At 68.9% G+C, this 16,332-nt stretch carries 14 protein-coding genes, 1 tRNA gene and 1 pseudogene; 11 read left to right on the top strand and 5 right to left on the bottom strand.

Annotated elements, in window-relative coordinates:
• Window positions 1–7 precede the first annotated feature (7 nt).
• Genes nuoN through AB7U46_RS08655 form a run of 4 tightly spaced genes read left to right on the top strand, consistent with a single transcriptional unit; the run spans window position 8 to window position 4,662 of the window.
• Window positions 8–1,450, top strand: a complete 1,443-nt coding sequence (nuoN, locus tag AB7U46_RS08670) for an NADH-quinone oxidoreductase subunit NuoN (RefSeq protein WP_428336557.1) — start codon at window positions 8–10, stop codon at window positions 1,448–1,450.
• Window positions 1,440–2,201, top strand: coding sequence for a biotin--[acetyl-CoA-carboxylase] ligase (locus AB7U46_RS08665; RefSeq protein ID WP_428336556.1), 762 nt, complete (start codon window positions 1,440–1,442; stop codon window positions 2,199–2,201). The genes nuoN and AB7U46_RS08665 overlap by 11 nt, the downstream gene beginning before the upstream one ends.
• 11 nt (window positions 2,202–2,212) lie before the next feature.
• Window positions 2,213–2,989, top strand: coding sequence for a type III pantothenate kinase (locus tag AB7U46_RS08660; RefSeq protein WP_428336555.1), 777 nt, complete (start codon window positions 2,213–2,215; stop codon window positions 2,987–2,989).
• Window positions 2,990–3,036: 47 nt separating this feature from the next.
• A complete protein-coding gene (locus AB7U46_RS08655) occupies window positions 3,037–4,662 on the top strand; it encodes a ribonuclease J (RefSeq protein WP_428336594.1) in 1,626 nt (541 codons plus the stop codon).
• A 184-nt stretch (window positions 4,663–4,846) separates the two neighbouring features.
• On the opposite strand, the gene AB7U46_RS08650 is transcribed toward AB7U46_RS08655, so the two are convergent.
• On the bottom strand, window positions 4,847–6,460 hold the full coding sequence (locus AB7U46_RS08650) for a DEAD/DEAH box helicase (protein WP_428336554.1): 1,614 nt from the start codon (window positions 6,458–6,460) through the stop codon (window positions 4,847–4,849).
• A gap of 226 nt (window positions 6,461–6,686) precedes the next feature.
• On the opposite strand from AB7U46_RS08650, the gene argS reads away from it, so the two are divergent.
• From argS to AB7U46_RS08615, 7 genes are all read left to right on the top strand, one after another.
• Window positions 6,687–8,432, top strand: a complete 1,746-nt coding sequence (gene argS, locus AB7U46_RS08645) for an arginine--tRNA ligase (RefSeq protein WP_428336553.1) — start codon at window positions 6,687–6,689, stop codon at window positions 8,430–8,432.
• Between the two features lie 52 nt (window positions 8,433–8,484).
• Complete coding sequence (locus AB7U46_RS08640; protein WP_428336552.1) at window positions 8,485–9,522, top strand: SPOR domain-containing protein; 1,038 nt, start codon at window positions 8,485–8,487, stop codon at window positions 9,520–9,522.
• The gene (locus tag AB7U46_RS08635; RefSeq protein WP_428336551.1) at window positions 9,519–10,529 is read left to right on the top strand and encodes a glycoside hydrolase family 3 N-terminal domain-containing protein; all 1,011 of its coding nucleotides are present in this window, start codon (window positions 9,519–9,521) and stop codon (window positions 10,527–10,529) included. The genes AB7U46_RS08640 and AB7U46_RS08635 overlap by 4 nt, the downstream gene beginning before the upstream one ends.
• Window positions 10,522–11,337, top strand: coding sequence for a segregation and condensation protein A (locus AB7U46_RS08630; protein ID WP_428336550.1), 816 nt, complete (start codon window positions 10,522–10,524; stop codon window positions 11,335–11,337). The genes AB7U46_RS08635 and AB7U46_RS08630 overlap by 8 nt, the downstream gene beginning before the upstream one ends.
• On the top strand, window positions 11,330–11,962 hold the full coding sequence (gene scpB / locus AB7U46_RS08625) for an SMC-Scp complex subunit ScpB (RefSeq protein ID WP_428336549.1): 633 nt from the start codon (window positions 11,330–11,332) through the stop codon (window positions 11,960–11,962). Before AB7U46_RS08630 ends, scpB begins: the two co-directional genes overlap by 8 nt.
• 18 nt (window positions 11,963–11,980) lie before the next feature.
• A complete protein-coding gene (locus tag AB7U46_RS08620; RefSeq protein WP_428336548.1) occupies window positions 11,981–12,190 on the top strand; it encodes a hypothetical protein in 210 nt (69 codons plus the stop codon).
• Between the two features lie 87 nt (window positions 12,191–12,277).
• Window positions 12,278–13,576 carry an NAD(P)/FAD-dependent oxidoreductase gene (locus AB7U46_RS08615; protein WP_428336547.1) on the top strand — a complete coding sequence of 433 codons (1,299 nt, stop codon included), beginning with the start codon at window positions 12,278–12,280 and terminating at the stop codon, window positions 13,574–13,576.
• Here the strand turns inward: AB7U46_RS08615 and AB7U46_RS08610 are convergent, their stop codons facing one another.
• The 4 genes and pseudogenes from AB7U46_RS08610 to AB7U46_RS08595 form a co-directional block, all read right to left on the bottom strand.
• Window positions 13,577–13,930 (bottom strand): YigZ family protein, encoded by a 354-nt coding sequence (locus tag AB7U46_RS08610; protein ID WP_428336546.1) that lies wholly within the window; start codon window positions 13,928–13,930, stop codon window positions 13,577–13,579.
• 187 nt (window positions 13,931–14,117) lie between these two features.
• Complete coding sequence (locus tag AB7U46_RS08605; RefSeq protein ID WP_428336545.1) at window positions 14,118–15,197, bottom strand: 2'-deoxycytidine 5'-triphosphate deaminase; 1,080 nt, start codon at window positions 15,195–15,197, stop codon at window positions 14,118–14,120.
• A gap of 69 nt (window positions 15,198–15,266) precedes the next feature.
• Window positions 15,267–15,344, bottom strand: a tRNA-Pro gene (locus AB7U46_RS08600).
• Between the two features lie 79 nt (window positions 15,345–15,423).
• Window positions 15,424–16,332: pseudogene (locus AB7U46_RS08595) on the bottom strand (hypothetical protein); the annotation flags it as partial.

Here is a 16,332-nt window from a genome sequence, read left to right as displayed (position 1 = left end):
AAACACCATGAACGTCTCGGATTTCTCCACGGTCCTGCCGGAGTTCCTGCTCGCGGTCTACGCGCTCGGCGCGTTGCTCGCGGGCGCCTATTTCGGCAAGGACAAGATCGCCGGTCTCCTGCTCTGGGTGACGGTGGCGGTGATGCTGGTCTTCGGCGTCTGGATCGGGCTTGGCGGCACCGGGTCGCATGAGGCCTTCGGCGGCATGTTCATCGACGACGCCTTCGCGCGCTTCGCCAAGGTGACGGTGCTGATCGCCGGCGCCGCGGTGCTCGCGATGAGCGCGGATTACATGACGCGCCGCGGGCTGATGCGGTTCGAATATCCGATCCTCACCGTGCTCGCGACGATCGGCATGATGATGATGGTCTCGGCGGGCGACCTGATGGCGCTCTACATGGGGCTCGAGCTGATGTCGCTCTCGCTCTATGTCGTCGCCGCGCTGCGTCGCGACAGCGAGCGGTCGTCGGAAGCGGGCCTGAAATACTTCGTGCTCGGCTCGCTCTCCTCGGGTCTGCTGCTCTACGGCGCCTCGATCACCTACGGCTTTGCCGGCACCACCAATTTCGCCGGCATCATCTCGGTCGTGACCGCGGACGGGCATCTGCCGCTCGGCGTGCTCTTCGGCATGGTCTTCATGATCGCCGGTCTCGCCTTCAAGGTCTCGGCGGTGCCGTTCCACATGTGGACGCCCGACGTCTATGAAGGCTCGCCGACCCCGGTCACCGCCTTCTTCGCCACCGCGCCGAAGATGGCCGCGATGGCGCTGATCGCGCGGCTCGTGCATGGCGCCTTCGGCCATGTCGCGGGCGAATGGGGGCAGATCATCGGCCTGATCGCCGTCGCCTCGATGTTCCTCGGCGCGATCGCCGGTATCGGCCAGCGCAACATCAAGCGCCTGATGGCCTATTCCTCGATTGCCCATATGGGCTTTGCGCTGATGGGGCTGATGGCGGGCGATGCGGCCGGAGTGCAGGCGATGCTGATCTACATGACGATCTATGTGGTGATGAACGTCGGCACCTTCGCCTTCATCCTGTCGATGGAGCGCGACGGCCAGCCGGTGACCGACATCCGTTCGCTCGGCATGCTCTCGAAGACCGAACCGGTTAAGGCGCTCGCGCTGCTCGTGCTGTTCTTCTCGCTCGCCGGCGTGCCGCCGATGCTCGGCTTCTTCGCGAAGCTTTCGGTGATCAAGGCGGCGCTCTTCGCGGGCTACACCTGGGTTGCGGTGCTGGGCGTGATCGCCTCGGTGATCGCCGCCTTCTACTACCTGCGCATCGTCTACTACATCTACTTCGGCGAGGAGGGCGAAGCCCTCGACAGCCGGATGCCGGCGGTGCAATGGGGTCTTCTGGTGCTCGCGGCGCTCGCCATGGTGTTCGGCGCGGTGAACCTCTTCGGCATCGAGGGCGTCGCTCAGGCGGCGGCGGCATCGCTTGTCCACTGACCTTGGGGTCTGGCCCGAGGGCGTGGCGCGCCACGTCCTCGGCCAGGTCGACAGCACGATGAGCGAAGCCGCCCGGCTGGCCCCGCATCTTGCCGGGCCGGCCTGGGTTTTTGCGCGCCAGCAGACCGACGCGCGCGGCCGCCGGGGGCGGGCCTGGCGCATGCCCGAGGGCAATTTCGCCGCGACCTATGTCTTCCGACCCGAGATCGCGCCGCCCACCGCGGCGCTTTACTCCTTTGTCGCCGCCCTCGCGCTCGAGGCGGCGCTCGGCCGGATCGTCGGGCCGCATGTGCGGCTCGCGATCAAATGGCCGAACGACGTGCTGGTGAACGGCGGCAAGATCGCGGGCATCCTGCTCGAAAGCATCGGCTCCGGCGCGCAGGTCGTTCATCTGGCGATCGGCATCGGCGTGAACCTCGCCGAGGCGCCCGGCGCGGCGCAGGTCGAACCCGGCGCCGTCGCCCCGGTAAGCCTGCGCGGCGAGACCGGCGTGACGATCGCGCCGGAGGAGTTCCTGCCGATCCTCGCGCAGGAATTCGACCGTTATGCGCGACAATTCGCGCGCTTCGGTTTCGCCCCGATCCGCGAGGCCTGGCTTGCCCGCGCCGCGCGGCTGGGCGAGAAGGTCATCGCCCGCACCGGGAGCGAGACGCATGAGGGCGTCTTCGAGACCATCGACGAGACCGGCGCGATGATCCTGCGCACCGCGAGCGGGCCGCGCGCGATCGCCGCGGGCGACGTGTTCTTCTGAGGGGAGGGGCCATGCTTTTGTGCATCGACTGCGGCAACACCAACACGGTGTTCTCGATCTGGGACGGGGAGAAGTTCCTCGCCACCTGGCGCATCGCCACCGATCACCGCCGCACCGCGGACGAGTATTTCGTCTGGCTGAACACGCTCAAGAAGCTGCATGACATCGACGGCAAGGTGACCGAGGCGATCATCTCCTCGACGGTGCCGCGGGTGGTGTTCAACCTCCGCGTGCTCTGCAACCGTTATTACGACTGCCGCCCGCTCGTCGTGGGCAAGCCGGAATGCGCGCTGCCCGTCGCGCCGCGTGTCGATTTCGGCACCACCGTCGGGCCGGACCGGCTGGTGAATACGGTCGCGGGCTACGACCGCCACGGCGGCGACATCATCGTTGTCGATTTCGGCACCGCGACGACCTTCGACGTGGTGGCGCGCGACGGCGCCTATATCGGCGGCGTGATCGCGCCCGGGGTGAACCTCAGCCTCGAGGCGCTGCACATGGCGGCCGCCGCGCTGCCCCATGTCGACGTAACCCATCCTTCACAGGTGATCGGTACCAATACCGTCGCCTGCATCCAGGCCGGCATCTTCTGGGGCTACATCGGCCTCGTCGAGGGGATCGTGCGCCAGATCCGCACCGAACGCGACCGCCCGATGAAGGTGATTGCGACGGGGGGGCTTGCGCCGCTCTTCGATCAGGGCTTCGATCTCTTTGACAAGGTCGAGGATGACCTTACGATGCATGGCCTGCGGCTGATCAACGATTATAACAAGGAACTGAGCGCGTGAGCGACCGACTGATCTATCTTCCCCTCGGCGGGGCCGGCGAAATCGGCATGAACGCCTATGTCTATGGCTACGGGCCGGAGGGGAAAGAGCGGCTGATCGTCGTCGATCTGGGCGTGACCTTCCCCGACATGGACACCTCGCCCGGCGTCGACGTCATCATGGCCGACACCGCCTGGCTCGAGGCGAATGCGAAGCGGATCGAGGCGATCTTCATCACCCACGCGCATGAGGACCACATCGGCGCGCTGGCGCATCTCTGGCCGAAGCTGAAGAAGACGGTCTACGCCCGCAAGTTCACCGCCCGGATCGGCGCGCTGAAACTCGAGGAGGCGGGGCTGCCCACCGACGCGCTGAAAGTGGTCGAGCCGCGCCCGAAGCTGATCGAGGCGGGCCCGTTCAAGGTGCAATTCGTGCCGCTCTCCCATTCGATCCCGGAAAGCTCGGCGCTGATCATCGACACCCCCGCCGGGCGCATCGTGCATACCGGCGATTTCAAGCTCGACGGCGCGCCGATCGTGGGCGAACCCTTCGACCCGCTCGTCTGGCACGAGATCGCGCATGAGGGCGCGGGGGTGAAGGTGCTCACCTGCGACAGCACCAACGTCTTCACGCCGCAGCCCGGCCGCTCGGAATCGACGCTCGCCGAACCGCTCAAGGAGCTGATCGCCGGGCGCAAGGGGATGGTCGTCGCCACCACCTTCGCCTCCAACGTCGCGCGTCTGAAGACCTTGGCCGAGGCGGGCCGCGCCGCCGGCCGCTCCGTCTGCCTGATGGGGCGGGCGATGCGGCGCATGGTTTCGGCCGCGGAGGAAACCGGCGTGCTCACCGGCTTTCCGGGCACGGTGAGCCCGGAGGACGCCGCCGATATCCCGCGCGAGAACCTGATGCTGATCGTCACCGGCAGCCAGGGCGAGCGCCGCGCCGCCACCGCCCAGCTCAGCCGCGGCAAATATCTCGGCATCTCGATGAAAGAGGGCGACAGCTTCCTCTTCTCCTCGCGCACGATCCCGGGCAACGAACGCGACGTGATCCGGATCATGAACGCCTTTTCGGAAATGGGCGTCGACGTGATCGACGACCGCGGCGGTCTTTACCACGTCTCGGGCCACGCGAACCGCCCCGACCTCGAGGCGGTGCACGACCTCTTGCGCCCGAAGATGCTGATCCCGATGCATGGCGAACACCGCCATCTGCGCGAACACGCGAAGATCGGTAGCGAGAAGGGCATCGCCTCGGAAATCGCGACCAATGGCACGATGCTCGACCTCACCGGCACTGTGCCGAAAGTGGTCGAATATATCGAGACCGGTCGCACCTATCTCGACGGCAACGTGCTGATCGGCGCGCTCGACGGGGTGGTGCGCGACCGCATCCGGATGGCGCTGAACGGCCATGTCCTGATCACCGTCATCATCGACGAGGACGACCTGCCGCTCGGCGAGGCCTGGGTCGAGCTGATGGGCCTGCCCGAACGCGGCCGCTCCGGCGCCAGCCTTGCGCAGCTGATCGAGGACGAGCTGTCCGGCTTCCTCGAACACGCGCCCGACAAGGTGATCGCCAATGACGACAAGATGGACGAGGCGCCGCGCCGCGCCGCCCGTCAGGTCGCGATGGAGGAGATCGGCAAGAAGCCCGAAGTCACCGTGGTGGTGAGCCGGCTGCTCGCCGACTGAGCGGGGCGCCGGTTGCGGCCGGGGATGCGGTTTTGAACCAGGAAGAAGCCGGGGCGGTTTTCGCTCCGGCTTTCTTCTTGGCCAAAATACTCCCGCCGGAGGCTCCGCCCTCGCAAGCCGCGCCACGCAAAATAAAAAGCCCCGGGCCGCAACCCGGGGCTTTTCGCATTTCAGGGGGAGGGGCTCAGCTTTCCGAGCTTTCCTCGACCGGCGCCGTGGTTTCGGCCTCGGTCTGGGCCTCGTCGGCGCTGTCGGTTTCCTCGCTCACCACCGGCTTCGTGGTGCGGAAGGAGCGCAGGATGAAATCGGGGACGTGATCGCCCATGCCGACCACCGCCGGCCCGTGGTCGCGGTCGCGGCGCGGACGGCGATCGTCGCGGCGGTCGTCCCGACGTTCCTCACGGCGGTCATCGCGGCGTTCCGCGCGCGGGGTGGGGGCGGGCGCCGGGGCTTCCGCCTCGGGCACTTCGACGATTTCGGCGACCTCGCCGGCGATCTGCGGCGCGCGTTCCTCGCGGCGCTCGTCGCGGTCACGCCCGCCGCGCGAGCGCGAACGGGAGGAGCGCGAGGAGGAGCGGCTGCCCGACCGGCCACCGCGCTCTTCGTCGTATTTCTTCGGCTCGCGATGGGCGGCATCGGAAAGCGCGAAGCCCTCCGGCGCCTCGGCGCGCGGGATCTGGATCTTCACCAGCGCCTCGATCTGGCCGAGGTATTTCGCATCCGCCGGCGTCGCGATCGAATAGGCGGTGCCGAGACGCCCGGCGCGGCCGGTGCGACCGATGCGGTGGACGTAATCCTCGGCATGGCTCGGCAGGTCGTAGTTGAAGACGTGGCTCACCGCCGGGATGTCGAGGCCACGCGCGGCGACGTCGGAGGCGACGAGCAGCTGCAGCGAGCCGTCGCGGAAGGCGTCGAGCGTCTTCATCCGCTGGCTCTGCTCGAGATCGCCATGGATCGGCGCGGCGTTGAAACCGTGGGTCTTGAGCGATTTCGCGACGATGTCCACATCGGTCTTGCGGTTGCAGAAGATGATCGCGTTGGTGCAGGCCGCGCCCTCGGATTCGATGATCGCGCGCAGCAGTTCGCGCTTTGCCTTCGCCGACTGGTCGCGGCGCGGCGGGGTGATCTCGATCAGCTTCTGGGTGATGGTTTCCGAGGTCGTCGCCTGGCGGGCCACCTCGATGCGCGCGGGGGCGTGCAGGAAGGTATTGGTGATGCGCTCGATCTCGGGCGCCATCGTGGCGGAGAAGAACAGCGTCTGCCGCGAGAAGGGGGTGAGCTGGAAGATCCGCTCGATGTCGGGGATGAAGCCCATGTCGAGCATCCGGTCGGCCTCGTCCACCACCATGATCTGCACGCCGGTGAGCAGGAGCTTGCCGCGCTCGAAATGGTCGAGCAGGCGGCCGGGCGTCGCGATCAGCACGTCGACGCCGCGGTCGATCAGCTTGTCCTGTTCGGCGAAGGAAACGCCGCCGATCAGCAGCGCCTTCGTCAGCTTGGTGTGCTTGGCGTAGATGTCGAAGTTCTCGGCGACCTGCGCGGCGAGTTCGCGCGTCGGGCAAAGCACGAGCGAGCGCGGCATTCGCGCCCGGGCGCGGCCCTTCGAAAGCAGCGTCACCATCGGCAGGGTGAAGGAGGCGGTCTTGCCCGTCCCCGTTTGCGCGATGCCGAGCACGTCCTTGCCTTCGAGCGCAGGGGGGATCGCGCCCTCCTGAATCGGGGTCGGGCTTTCGTAGCCCGCCTCCTCGACGGCCTTGAGAACTGCGGGATCGAGCTTGAGATCGGAAAACTTCGTCATTGGCGTCCTGAATGGCGCGAGAGGCTCGCGCGGGATGGGGGGACGCAAGTCCGGGCGTCCCGGTCGGAGGTGCTGCCGGATGCAGCTTTGCTTCGCCTACTGCAATTGCACCGCAACGTCAACAAAGTGACAAGAATTGGCAGGTTTTGCGGGGGGCGCGCCGGGGGCGAGAGTTGACGGCGCGCGCGGCCTCTGGCAGGGGAAGGGCAACCGAAGGAAGCCTGACATGAACCTTTTCGCCGATATGCGCGCCGCGGTGATCGCTGCGCTGGATCAGATGGTGGCCGAGGGCACGCTGCCCGCGGGCCTCGACACCGCCAATGTGGCGGTCGAGCCGCCGCGCGATGCGGCGCATGGCGATATGGCGACCAATGCGGCGATGGTGCTGGCGAAACCGGCGAAGGGCAACCCGCGCGCGATCGCCGAGGCGCTTGCGGCGAAGCTGCTCTCCGATCCGCGGGTGAGCGCGGCGGAAGTGGCGGGGCCGGGGTTCCTCAACCTGCGCCTCGTGCCCGCGGTCTGGGCCGAGGTCACGGCCGCGGCGCTGAAGACGGGCGCCGATTACGGGCGCTCTACGCTCGGCCAGGGGATCAAGGTCAACGTCGAATATGTCTCGGCCAACCCGACCGGGCCGATGCATGTGGGCCATACCCGCGGCGCGGTCTTCGGTGATGCGCTGGCCTCGCTGCTCGCTTTCGCGGGCTATGACGTGACGCGCGAATATTACATCAACGACGGCGGCGCGCAGGTGAACGTGCTCGCGCGTTCGGCCTTCGAGCGGTATCGCGAGGCCAATGGCCTCGAGCCCGAGATCCGCGAGGGGCTTTACCCGGGCGATTACCTGATCCCGGTGGGCGAGGCGCTGAAGGCGAAATACGGCGACAGCCTGCTCGGCAAGCCCGAGGAGGTCTGGCTTGCCGATGTGCGCGAATTCGCGACCGCGGCGATGATGGCGATGATCCGCGAGGATCTGGAGCTGCTCAACGTCAAGATGGATGTCTATTCCTCGGAAAAGGCGCTTTACGGCACCGGCAAGATCGAGGCGGCGCTGCAGCGGCTCGAAGATCTCGGCCTGATCTACGAGGGCGTGCTCGAACCGCCGAAGGGCAAGCTGCCCGAGGATTGGGAGGAGCGCGAGCAGACGCTGTTCCGCTCGACCAAATACGGTGACGACGTCGACCGCCCGGTGAAGAAATCGGACGGCAGCTGGACTTATTTCGCCCCCGATATCGCCTATCACTACGACAAGGTGCAACGCGGTTTCGCCCAGCTGATCGACGTTTTCGGCGCCGATCACGGCGGCTATGTCAAGCGGATGAAGGCGGCGGTCGCGGCGCTGAGCGAGAACAAGGTCTCGCTCGACATCAAGCTCATCCAGCTCGTGAAGCTCTTCAAGAACGGCGAGCCCTTCAAGATGAGCAAACGCGCGGGCACCTTCGTCACCCTGCGCGACGTGGTCGAGCAGGCGGGCGCCGACGTGACCCGCTTCCACATGCTGACCCGCAAGAACGACGCGCCGCTCGACTTCGACTTCGACAAGGTGCTCGAACAGTCGAAGGACAACCCGGTCTTCTACGTGCAATATGCGCATGCCCGCGTGGCTTCGGTGCTGCGCAAGGCCGCCGATCTTGGCATCGACACTTCGGATGCGGCGCTGGCCGCGGCCGATCTTGGTCGCAACACCCATGAGGCGGAGCTGGCGCTCGCCAAGAAGATCGCGGAATGGCCGCGCCACGTCGAGATCGCGGCGCGCGCGAACGAACCGCATCGCGTGGCGTTCTTCCTTTACGAGATCGCCTCCGACCTGCACGCGCTCTGGAACCGCGGCAATGACGAACCCGCCCTGCGCTTCGTGCAGGAGGGGGACGCCGCGGCGACATCGGCGAAAATCGCCCTTGCCCGGGCCTGTGCCGTTGTCATTTCCGCGGGCCTTGGTATTCTTGGCGTGACCCCGGCTCAAGAGATGCGCTGAAGCGCGCCGCCGGGCGGAGCAAGGGCCGGTCACCGGCGGCGGCGAGGCGAGCATGGCAGTCTACAACACGCGCGACGGCGCGCGATACGCGCAAGGGGAGCCCGAGGCGGATACGCCCGCGGGCCTCGGCGCGACGATCGCTGCGCCGGTCTCGAAGGGCGTGCGCATGGCCGGCGCGGCAACCTCGCTCGCGCTCATTCTCGGCGTCGTCGTCTGGGGCTACAAGCTCGCCGTGCGCGACGTTTCCGGCGTGCCGATCATCCGCGCGATGTCGGGCCCGGCGCGGATCGCGCCCGAGGATCCGGGCGGCGATCTCGCCCGCCACACCGGGCTTGCGGTGAACGAGGTGGCCGGCACCGGCCTTGCCGCCCCCGGGCCCGAACGCGTGCTGCTCGCCCCCGATCCCGACGGGCTCGACCCCGATGATGCGCCGATGGCGGCGCTGCGCCCGCTGCCGAAAGTGACCGCCGCCGCGCCCGAGACCCCGGCCGAGGCGGCGCCCGCCGCGCGTCCGGTCGCCGATCTGCCGCGGGGCGCCGCCGCTTCGGTCAGCGCCGAGGCCACCCCCGACGACACCGCGAGCGCGGCCGAGGAAGACGGCGCCGCGCCGGTCGAACTCGCCGCCGTGGCGCCGCCCGCAACCGCGCCCGATGCCGCCGTCGCCGCGCCGCCGCCCGGTGCGATCCCGGCCTCGGTGCCCGGCGTGAACCGCTCGCCGCGCCCGCTCGCGCGGCCCGCCCATGATCTCGAGGCCGCCGCGGTGGAACAGGCCGTCGCCGCCTCGCTCGCCGGCCCGGCCGCCGCCGCGGTGATCGACGTTGATCCCGCGACCCTGCCCAAGGGCACCCGCGTCGTGCAGCTTGGCGCCTTCGACAGCCCCGAGCTTGCGAAGGCGGAATGGGAGAAGGTCGCGACCCGCTTCGAGCCGCTGATGGAGGGCAAGAAGCGCATCGTGCAGAAGGCCACCTCCGGCGGGCGCGATTTCTGGCGGCTGCGGGTGCAGGGCTTCGACGGGGTCGAGGATGCCCGCCGCTTCTGCGCTGCGCTGGTGGCCGAGGGCGCGAACTGCATCCCGACGCTCGCCAAATGAGCAGCGGCGCGACGATCCTGGGCGTGGAGGGGCTGGTGCTCGGCCGCGACGAGGCGGCCTTCCTGCGCGCGGCCGACCCCTGGGGGCTTATTCTTTTCGCGCGCAACATCGACCGGCCCGAACAGGTCGCGCGGCTCACCGCCGATCTGCGCGCCTGCCTTGGCCGCGATGCGCCGATCCTGATCGACCAGGAGGGCGGGCGGGTGCAGCGGCTGCGCGCGCCCCATTGGCGCGAATGGCCCGCGCCGCTCGACCAGGCGCTTTCGGGCGGGGCGCGGGCGATGTGGGCGCGCGCGCGGGTGCAGGCGGCGGAGCTTGCCGCGCTTGGCATCGACGTGAACTGCGCGCCGACCTGCGATATCGCGGGCGACCTGACCCATCCCTTCCTGCGCAACCGCTGCATGGGGCTCGATGCTGCCACGGTGATCGCCAATGCCCGCGCGACGGCCGAGGGGTTCCTCGCCGGCGGCGTGCTGCCCGTCATCAAGCACATGCCGGGCCACGGCCGGGCGACGGCGGACAGCCACAAACACCTGCCGGTGGTCACCGCCGCTGCGGAGGATCTGCGCGCGAGTGATTTCGCGCCCTTCGCCGCGCTCGCCGACCTGCCGATGGCGATGAGCGCGCATATCCGCTTCACCGCCTTCGACGATGCGCCCGCGACGCAATCGGCGCCGATGATCGGCCTGATCCGCGAGGAGATCGGCTTCGGTGGCCTCCTAATGACCGACGACATCGGGATGGAGGCGCTTTCGGGCGGTTTTGCCGAGCGCACCGCCGCCTCGCTCGCCGCGGGCTGCGATGTCGTCTTGCATTGCAACGGCACGCGCGCGGAATTCGAGGAAACCGTCGCCGCCGCGGGCCGGCTCTCGCCGCAGGCCGCCGCGCGGGCCGAGGCGGCGCTTGCCTGCCGCCGCGCGCCCGAGCCCGTTGACATCGCCGCGCTCGACGCCGAACTTGGGGTATCGGCCCCTGTCGCGGGGTCGGGCAGCGAGGCGCATGGCTGAGGAAACCCATCTTTTCGAGGCGACGAGCGTCGGCGAGCGGCTGGCCGCCGAGGCGCTGATCGTCGATGTCGACGGCTTCGAGGGGCCGCTCGACCTGTTGCTCACGCTCTCGCGCACGCAGAAGGTCGACCTGCGCCGGATCTCGGTGCTCGACCTCGCCGAGCAATATCTCGCCTTCGTTGCCCGCGCGGCCAGGCTGCGCATCGAGCTCGCCGCCGATTATCTGGTGATGGCGGCCTGGCTCGCCTTTCTGAAATCGCGCCTGCTGCTCCCGCCCGAACCCGGCGCCGAGGGCCCCTCGGCTGAGGATCTGGCCGCTCACCTCGCCTTTCAGCTCGAACGATTGCAGGCGATGCGCGAGGCGGCGGCGAGCCTGATGGCGCGCGACCAGCTCGGGCGCGATTTCTTCGCCCGCGGGCAGGTGCAGACGGTCGAGCGGGTGCGCAAGGTGGAATATACCGCCTCGCTCCTCGACCTGATGCAGGCCTATGCCCGGATCCGCACACGCGACGAATTCCGCCCCTATGCCTTTGATCGCAAGGACGTTTTCACGATGGAGCAGGCGCTCGACCGGATGCGGCCGCTCCTGGGCTACATGGGCGACTGGGCCGATCTGACGAGCTACCTGCCCGAGGGCTGGGGGATGGATCCGAAGCGGCGCCGCTCGGCCACGGCGGCCACTTTCGCCGCCTCGCTCGAGCTTGCGAAACAGGGGCAGATCGAGATCCGGCAAAGCGAGACTTTCGCGCCGATCGCGATCCGCGCGCGCGCCACGCCGCGCAAGACATCGACGGAGCATCATGACTGACGAGCCGGAAAAATCCCTCTTCGCCGCGCCGCCGCTCGCCGAGCAGGAGCGCATGGTCGAGGCGATGCTCTTCGCCTCGCCCGAGCCGGTGAGCCTGCGCGAGATGCAGGAGCGCATGCCGCATGGCTGCGACGCGGCCGAGGCGCTGGCCTATCTGCGCCGCCGCTACGAGGGGCGCGGCGTGCAGGTGGCGAAGGTGGGCGAGGCCTGGGCCTTCCGCACCGCGCCCGACCTGGGCTTTCTGATGCAGAAGCAGACGGTCGAACAGCGGAAACTGAGCCGCGCCGCGATCGAGACGCTGGCGATCGTCGCCTATCACCAGCCGGTCACCCGCGCCGAGATCGAGGAGATCCGCGGCGTCGCCGTCTCGCGCGGCACGATCGACCAGCTGCTCGAGCTGGAATGGATCCGCTTTGGCCGGCGCCGGATGACGCCCGGCCGCCCGGTGACCTTCGTCGTCACCGAAACGTTCCTTGACCACTTCGGCCTCGAAAGCGCACGGGATTTGCCGGGGATCAAGGAATTGCGCGCGGCGGGGCTTTTGGACAACCGGCCGATGCCGGGCAGCGAGGACGACGAGGAGGCCGAGGAGACGAGCGGCCAGAGCGAACTTTTCGAGGAGTGATCCTCAGGAGGAAATGGCATGAATTTCAACCAGATCATCGACATGCTGATCCGCATGGTGATGCGGAAGCTGATGAATTTCGGCATCAACAAGGGGATCGAGATGGCCTCGGGCAAGGGCAAGGCGCCCGCCGAGATGACCCCCGAGGAGCGCAAGGCGGCGGGCGACATGCGCGCGGCGGCGAAACGCGCGCGCCAGGCTGCGCGGATCACCCGGCGGATGCGCTGAGCCTGTCGCGCAGGCGTGAGCCCGCGTGAGGGAACGCGTCGCGCGGCCGCGGGTTGAGGGGACAGAGCGCCAGCAGAGGAGGCTGCCATGTCCCGCATTTCCCGTTTCGAACGCAATCCCGCGCTGCCGCATGTGGTGGTGCTCGGCGGCAATTTCGCCGGTCTCGGTGCGGCGCAGAAAATCCGCGACTACGCCGGCGACGCGGTCGAGATCACCGTGATCGACCGCAAGGCCTATCTCGACTACATCCCGAACATCCCGCTCGAGATCTTCGAGGGCCGCGATCCGGCGATCACCATGCACATGCCGCTGATCCCGGCGCTTGCCGCCGACGACATCCGCTTTCAGCAGGCCGAGATCACCGGGATCGACGTCGCCGCCAAGACCGTGACGCTGCGCCCGAACGAACGCCCCGGCGCGCCGGACTACCGGCTTTCCTATGACAAGCTGGTGATCGCGCTGGGCGCGCGGCTTGCCTATGACGAGATCGAGGGCTTTGCCGAATACGGCCACACCGTTTCCGACGCCTGGCACGCGAACCGGCTGATCGACTATCTGAAGAACGACTACCGCGGCGGGCCGATTGCCGTCGGCTCGGCCCGGTTCGAGCAGGGGACGAAGGGGCGGCCCGACTGGCTGCCCACGGCGCTGGCCGCCTGCGAGGGGCCGCCGGTCGAGATCTCGCTCGCGCTCGCGCATTGGCTGAAGGAGAACGGCAAGGGCGGGGCGGAAAACATCACCCTCTTCACCCCGGCCGAGCTGATCGCCGAGGATGCGGGCGAGAAGGTGGTGAACCAGCTGCTGCAGGCCGCGGCGAAGATGGGGTTCCACTACATCAACAAGGTCGGGGACATCCGCCGCCTCACCGCCGAGGGGATCGAGTTCGCCGACGGGCGCAGCCTGAAGACCGAGCTCAACATCGTGCTGCCGAACTGGCGCCCGCATGACTTCCTGCGCGGCCTGCCGATCGTGGACGAGGTCGGCTTCGTCATCACCGGCATGGACATGCGCAACCCCGATTACCCCGATGTCTTCGCCTGCGGCGATGCGGCGGCGCTCACCGTGCCGAAGCTCGGCGCGATCGGCCATCAGGAGGCGGAGATCGTCGGGCGCCAGATCGCGAAGGATGTGGGGCGGCTTTCGCGCATCCGGGCCGATGCGCCCTGGCAGCCGGAGGTCGTCTGCATCGGCGACATGGGCGGCGGCAAGGCCTTCTACATCCACGCGACCTCGTGGTTCGGCGGCGATGTGCAGGAGCTGCGGATGGGCGCGCTGCCCTATGCGCAGAAGCTTGCCTACAAGGAGATCTTCTTCCGCAACAAGGGGCGGGTGCCGGGCTGGGGCCTGCCGATCGCGAAATGGTCGGCCGAGGCGCTTTCGGCCTGATCAGCGCCCGATCTCGGCAAGATAGCGGCGCACCGCCTCCTGAACATGCCGGAAGCGGTCGCCGCCGAGATGCTTGCCGCCATACCAGCGGGTGACGACGATCAGGTGGTTGTCGAGCCCCGCGCCCTCGAGCATGCGCAGGATGATCGCGCCTGCGCCGGCCTCGCCATCGTCGGATTTCACCGGCCCGTCGGGGCCGATCAGCCCCCAGCTGTTATGCGTGGACTTCGCGAATTTCTTGATCCGCTTCAGCTCCTTGAGCAGCGCCTTCGCCTGCGCCTCATCGGCACAGGGCGCGCCCGAGACGGCATAGCGCGAGCCGCGGTCGGAGATGATGTCCTCGAGGATCAGCATGGACCCGGGGTAGGGCAGTCGCGCGCTGCGTGCAAGGGCGGCCGGGGAGGGGGCGCTGCCCCCGTCCTTCGGACTCCCCCGAGGTATTTCGGGCAAGATGAAAGCCGTCCCCATCATCTTGCCGAAAATACCTCGGGGGTGAATGGCCGCAGGCCAGAGGGGGCAGCGCCCCCTGCGCCGGTGCCGCTCAGCCCATGCGGAAATGTTTGGCGAGCTTCAGCCCCTGGCCCTGATAGTTCGAGGCGATGCCCGCGCCGTAAAGCCGTTCGGGCCGCTCGGCCATCCGCTCATAGACCAGCCGGCCCACGACCTGCCCGTGTTCGAGCGCGAAGGGGGCCTCGTGGCAGCGCACCTCGAGCACCCCGCGCGAACCCGCGCCACCCGCCGCGCCATGGCCGAAGCCGGGGTCGAAGAAGCCCGCGTAATGCACCCGGAACTCGCCCACCATGGCGAGATAGGGCGCCATCTCGGCGGCGAAATCGGGCGGGATCACCACCGCCTCGCGCGAGACGAGGATGTAGAAGGCGCCGGGGTCGAGGATGATCCGCCCCTCGCGGGTGCGCAGCTCCTCCCAGAAATCGGAGGCCGGGTAATGCGCGATCCGGTCGAGGTCGATCACCCCGGTATGGGGCTTCGCGCGATAGCCGACGAGATCGCCCTCCGCGGGTTGCAGATCGACGGAAAAGCCGAGACCCGCGTCAATCACCGCCTCGCCCGAGACCAGCGGCTCGGCGGCGTGCAGCGCCTTCAGCTCGGCGTCGCTCAGCACCGCCTGACCGGCGCGGAAGCGGATCTGGTTGAGCCGCATCCCCGGCCGGACCAGCACGGAAAACGAGCGCGGGCAGATCTCGGCGTAAAGCGGGCCAGTGTAACCCTCTGGGATCCGGTCGAATTCGGTGCCGCCGTCGGTGATGACGCGGGTGAGCAGATCAAGCCGGCCGGTCGAGCTTTTGGCGTTCGCCACCGCGGTCAGGCCCTCGGGCAGGGCGAGGCTTTCCATCAGCGGCACGAGATAGACGCAGCCCTTTTCGAGCACGGCGCCCCCGCTCAGATCCATCCGGTGCATCTCGAACTCGGCGAGCTTCGCCTCGACCCGCGTGCCCTTGCCGGCGAGGAAGGAGGCGCGGATGCGATAGGCCACGGCGCCCAGCCGCAGATCGAGGCTTGCAGGCTGGATCTGCTCGGCGGTCACCGGCAGATCGGCGCGGATCTCGCCGCGCTGCACCATCGCGCGGATCGCGACGTCGGGCTGAACGCCAAGGGTCATCGGGGCCTCCACGAACGAGATCGGCGGATATGCGAACGCCCACTCCCGAAGGAGTGGGCGTTGTTCGGATGGTCGGGCCGGAGAGATTCGAACTCTCGACCTTCCGCCCCCCAGACGGACGCGCTAACCAGGCTGCGCCACGGCCCGACGAGGCGCATATAGAGGCATCGCGCCCCCGGGCGCAAGCGGCAAAACGCAGAATTTTTCGGCGCCGCGAGAGGCATCTTCAGCCCCGCGGCGGGCGCGGCGGCTGGCCGAGCCGCGCGCGCAGCGCGACGAGCCGGTCATGGGCCGAAAGCAGGCGCATCCGCGCGATCGGGCTGAGCGCGCCGGCGTCGAGGTGCGGCAGCTCGCGGCGCAGCCGGGTGAGCGGATCGTCGCGCGGGTCGATCTGTTCGGCCTGGGCGAGCGGGGCGGAGACCGGCGAGGCGCCGCCGATGATCAGGCTGACCACGCGCGACAGCGGATCGGGCTCCTCCGGTTCGACGTCGAGCGCGATCGGCGCCTCTGGCACCGGTTCCGGGGCGGGCTCGGCTGTGGGCCGGGCAGCGGCGATCTCGACCACGACGGCCTCGACTGCGGCCTCGACATGCGCCTCGACCTCGATCAGCGCCTCGGGGTCCGCCTCCGGCGTGGCCTCGGGCGGATCGAAAAGCGAGGGCTGACGCCAGATGCCCCGGCGCGGCACGACGGGCGCGGCCGGAGGTTCGGCCGACTCGGGCGCGGGGGGCTCCGGAGTAGGGGGCTCGGCCGCCGCACCGGGCGCGTCCTCGGGCGCGAGCGCCTCCGCTGGCGCGGCGATCCCCGAAGTTTCGAAGGCGGCACCGGGCTCCTCCCAAGGCTCCTCCTGCGGGGGATGGGCCTCCGGGAGCGCTTCGGCCGGATGCTGCGCGAGGCGTTCGGCGAGCGGCGGTTCCTCGGCGAGCGGCGGCGCCGGATCGGCGGCCTCGGGCGCCGGGTCGAGCGCTTCGGCCGGGGCCGGGAAGCCCGTCGATTCGAAGGCGGCGGGGGGCTCCCAGTGGGCCTCAGGCGCGGCGGGCTGGGGCTCCGCGCCCTCAAGCGCGTCGGCTGGCGCGGCGATCCCCGAAGTTTCGAAGGCGGCACCGGGCTCCTCCCAGGGGGCGGCCGGCGGGGG

Source organism: Paenirhodobacter sp. (assembly GCF_050177655.1).
GTDB lineage: Bacteria > Pseudomonadota > Alphaproteobacteria > Rhodobacterales > Rhodobacteraceae > Rhodobacter.
Note: the sequence above shows the minus strand (reverse complement) of the source record. Positions and strands in the feature narration are given on the sequence as shown.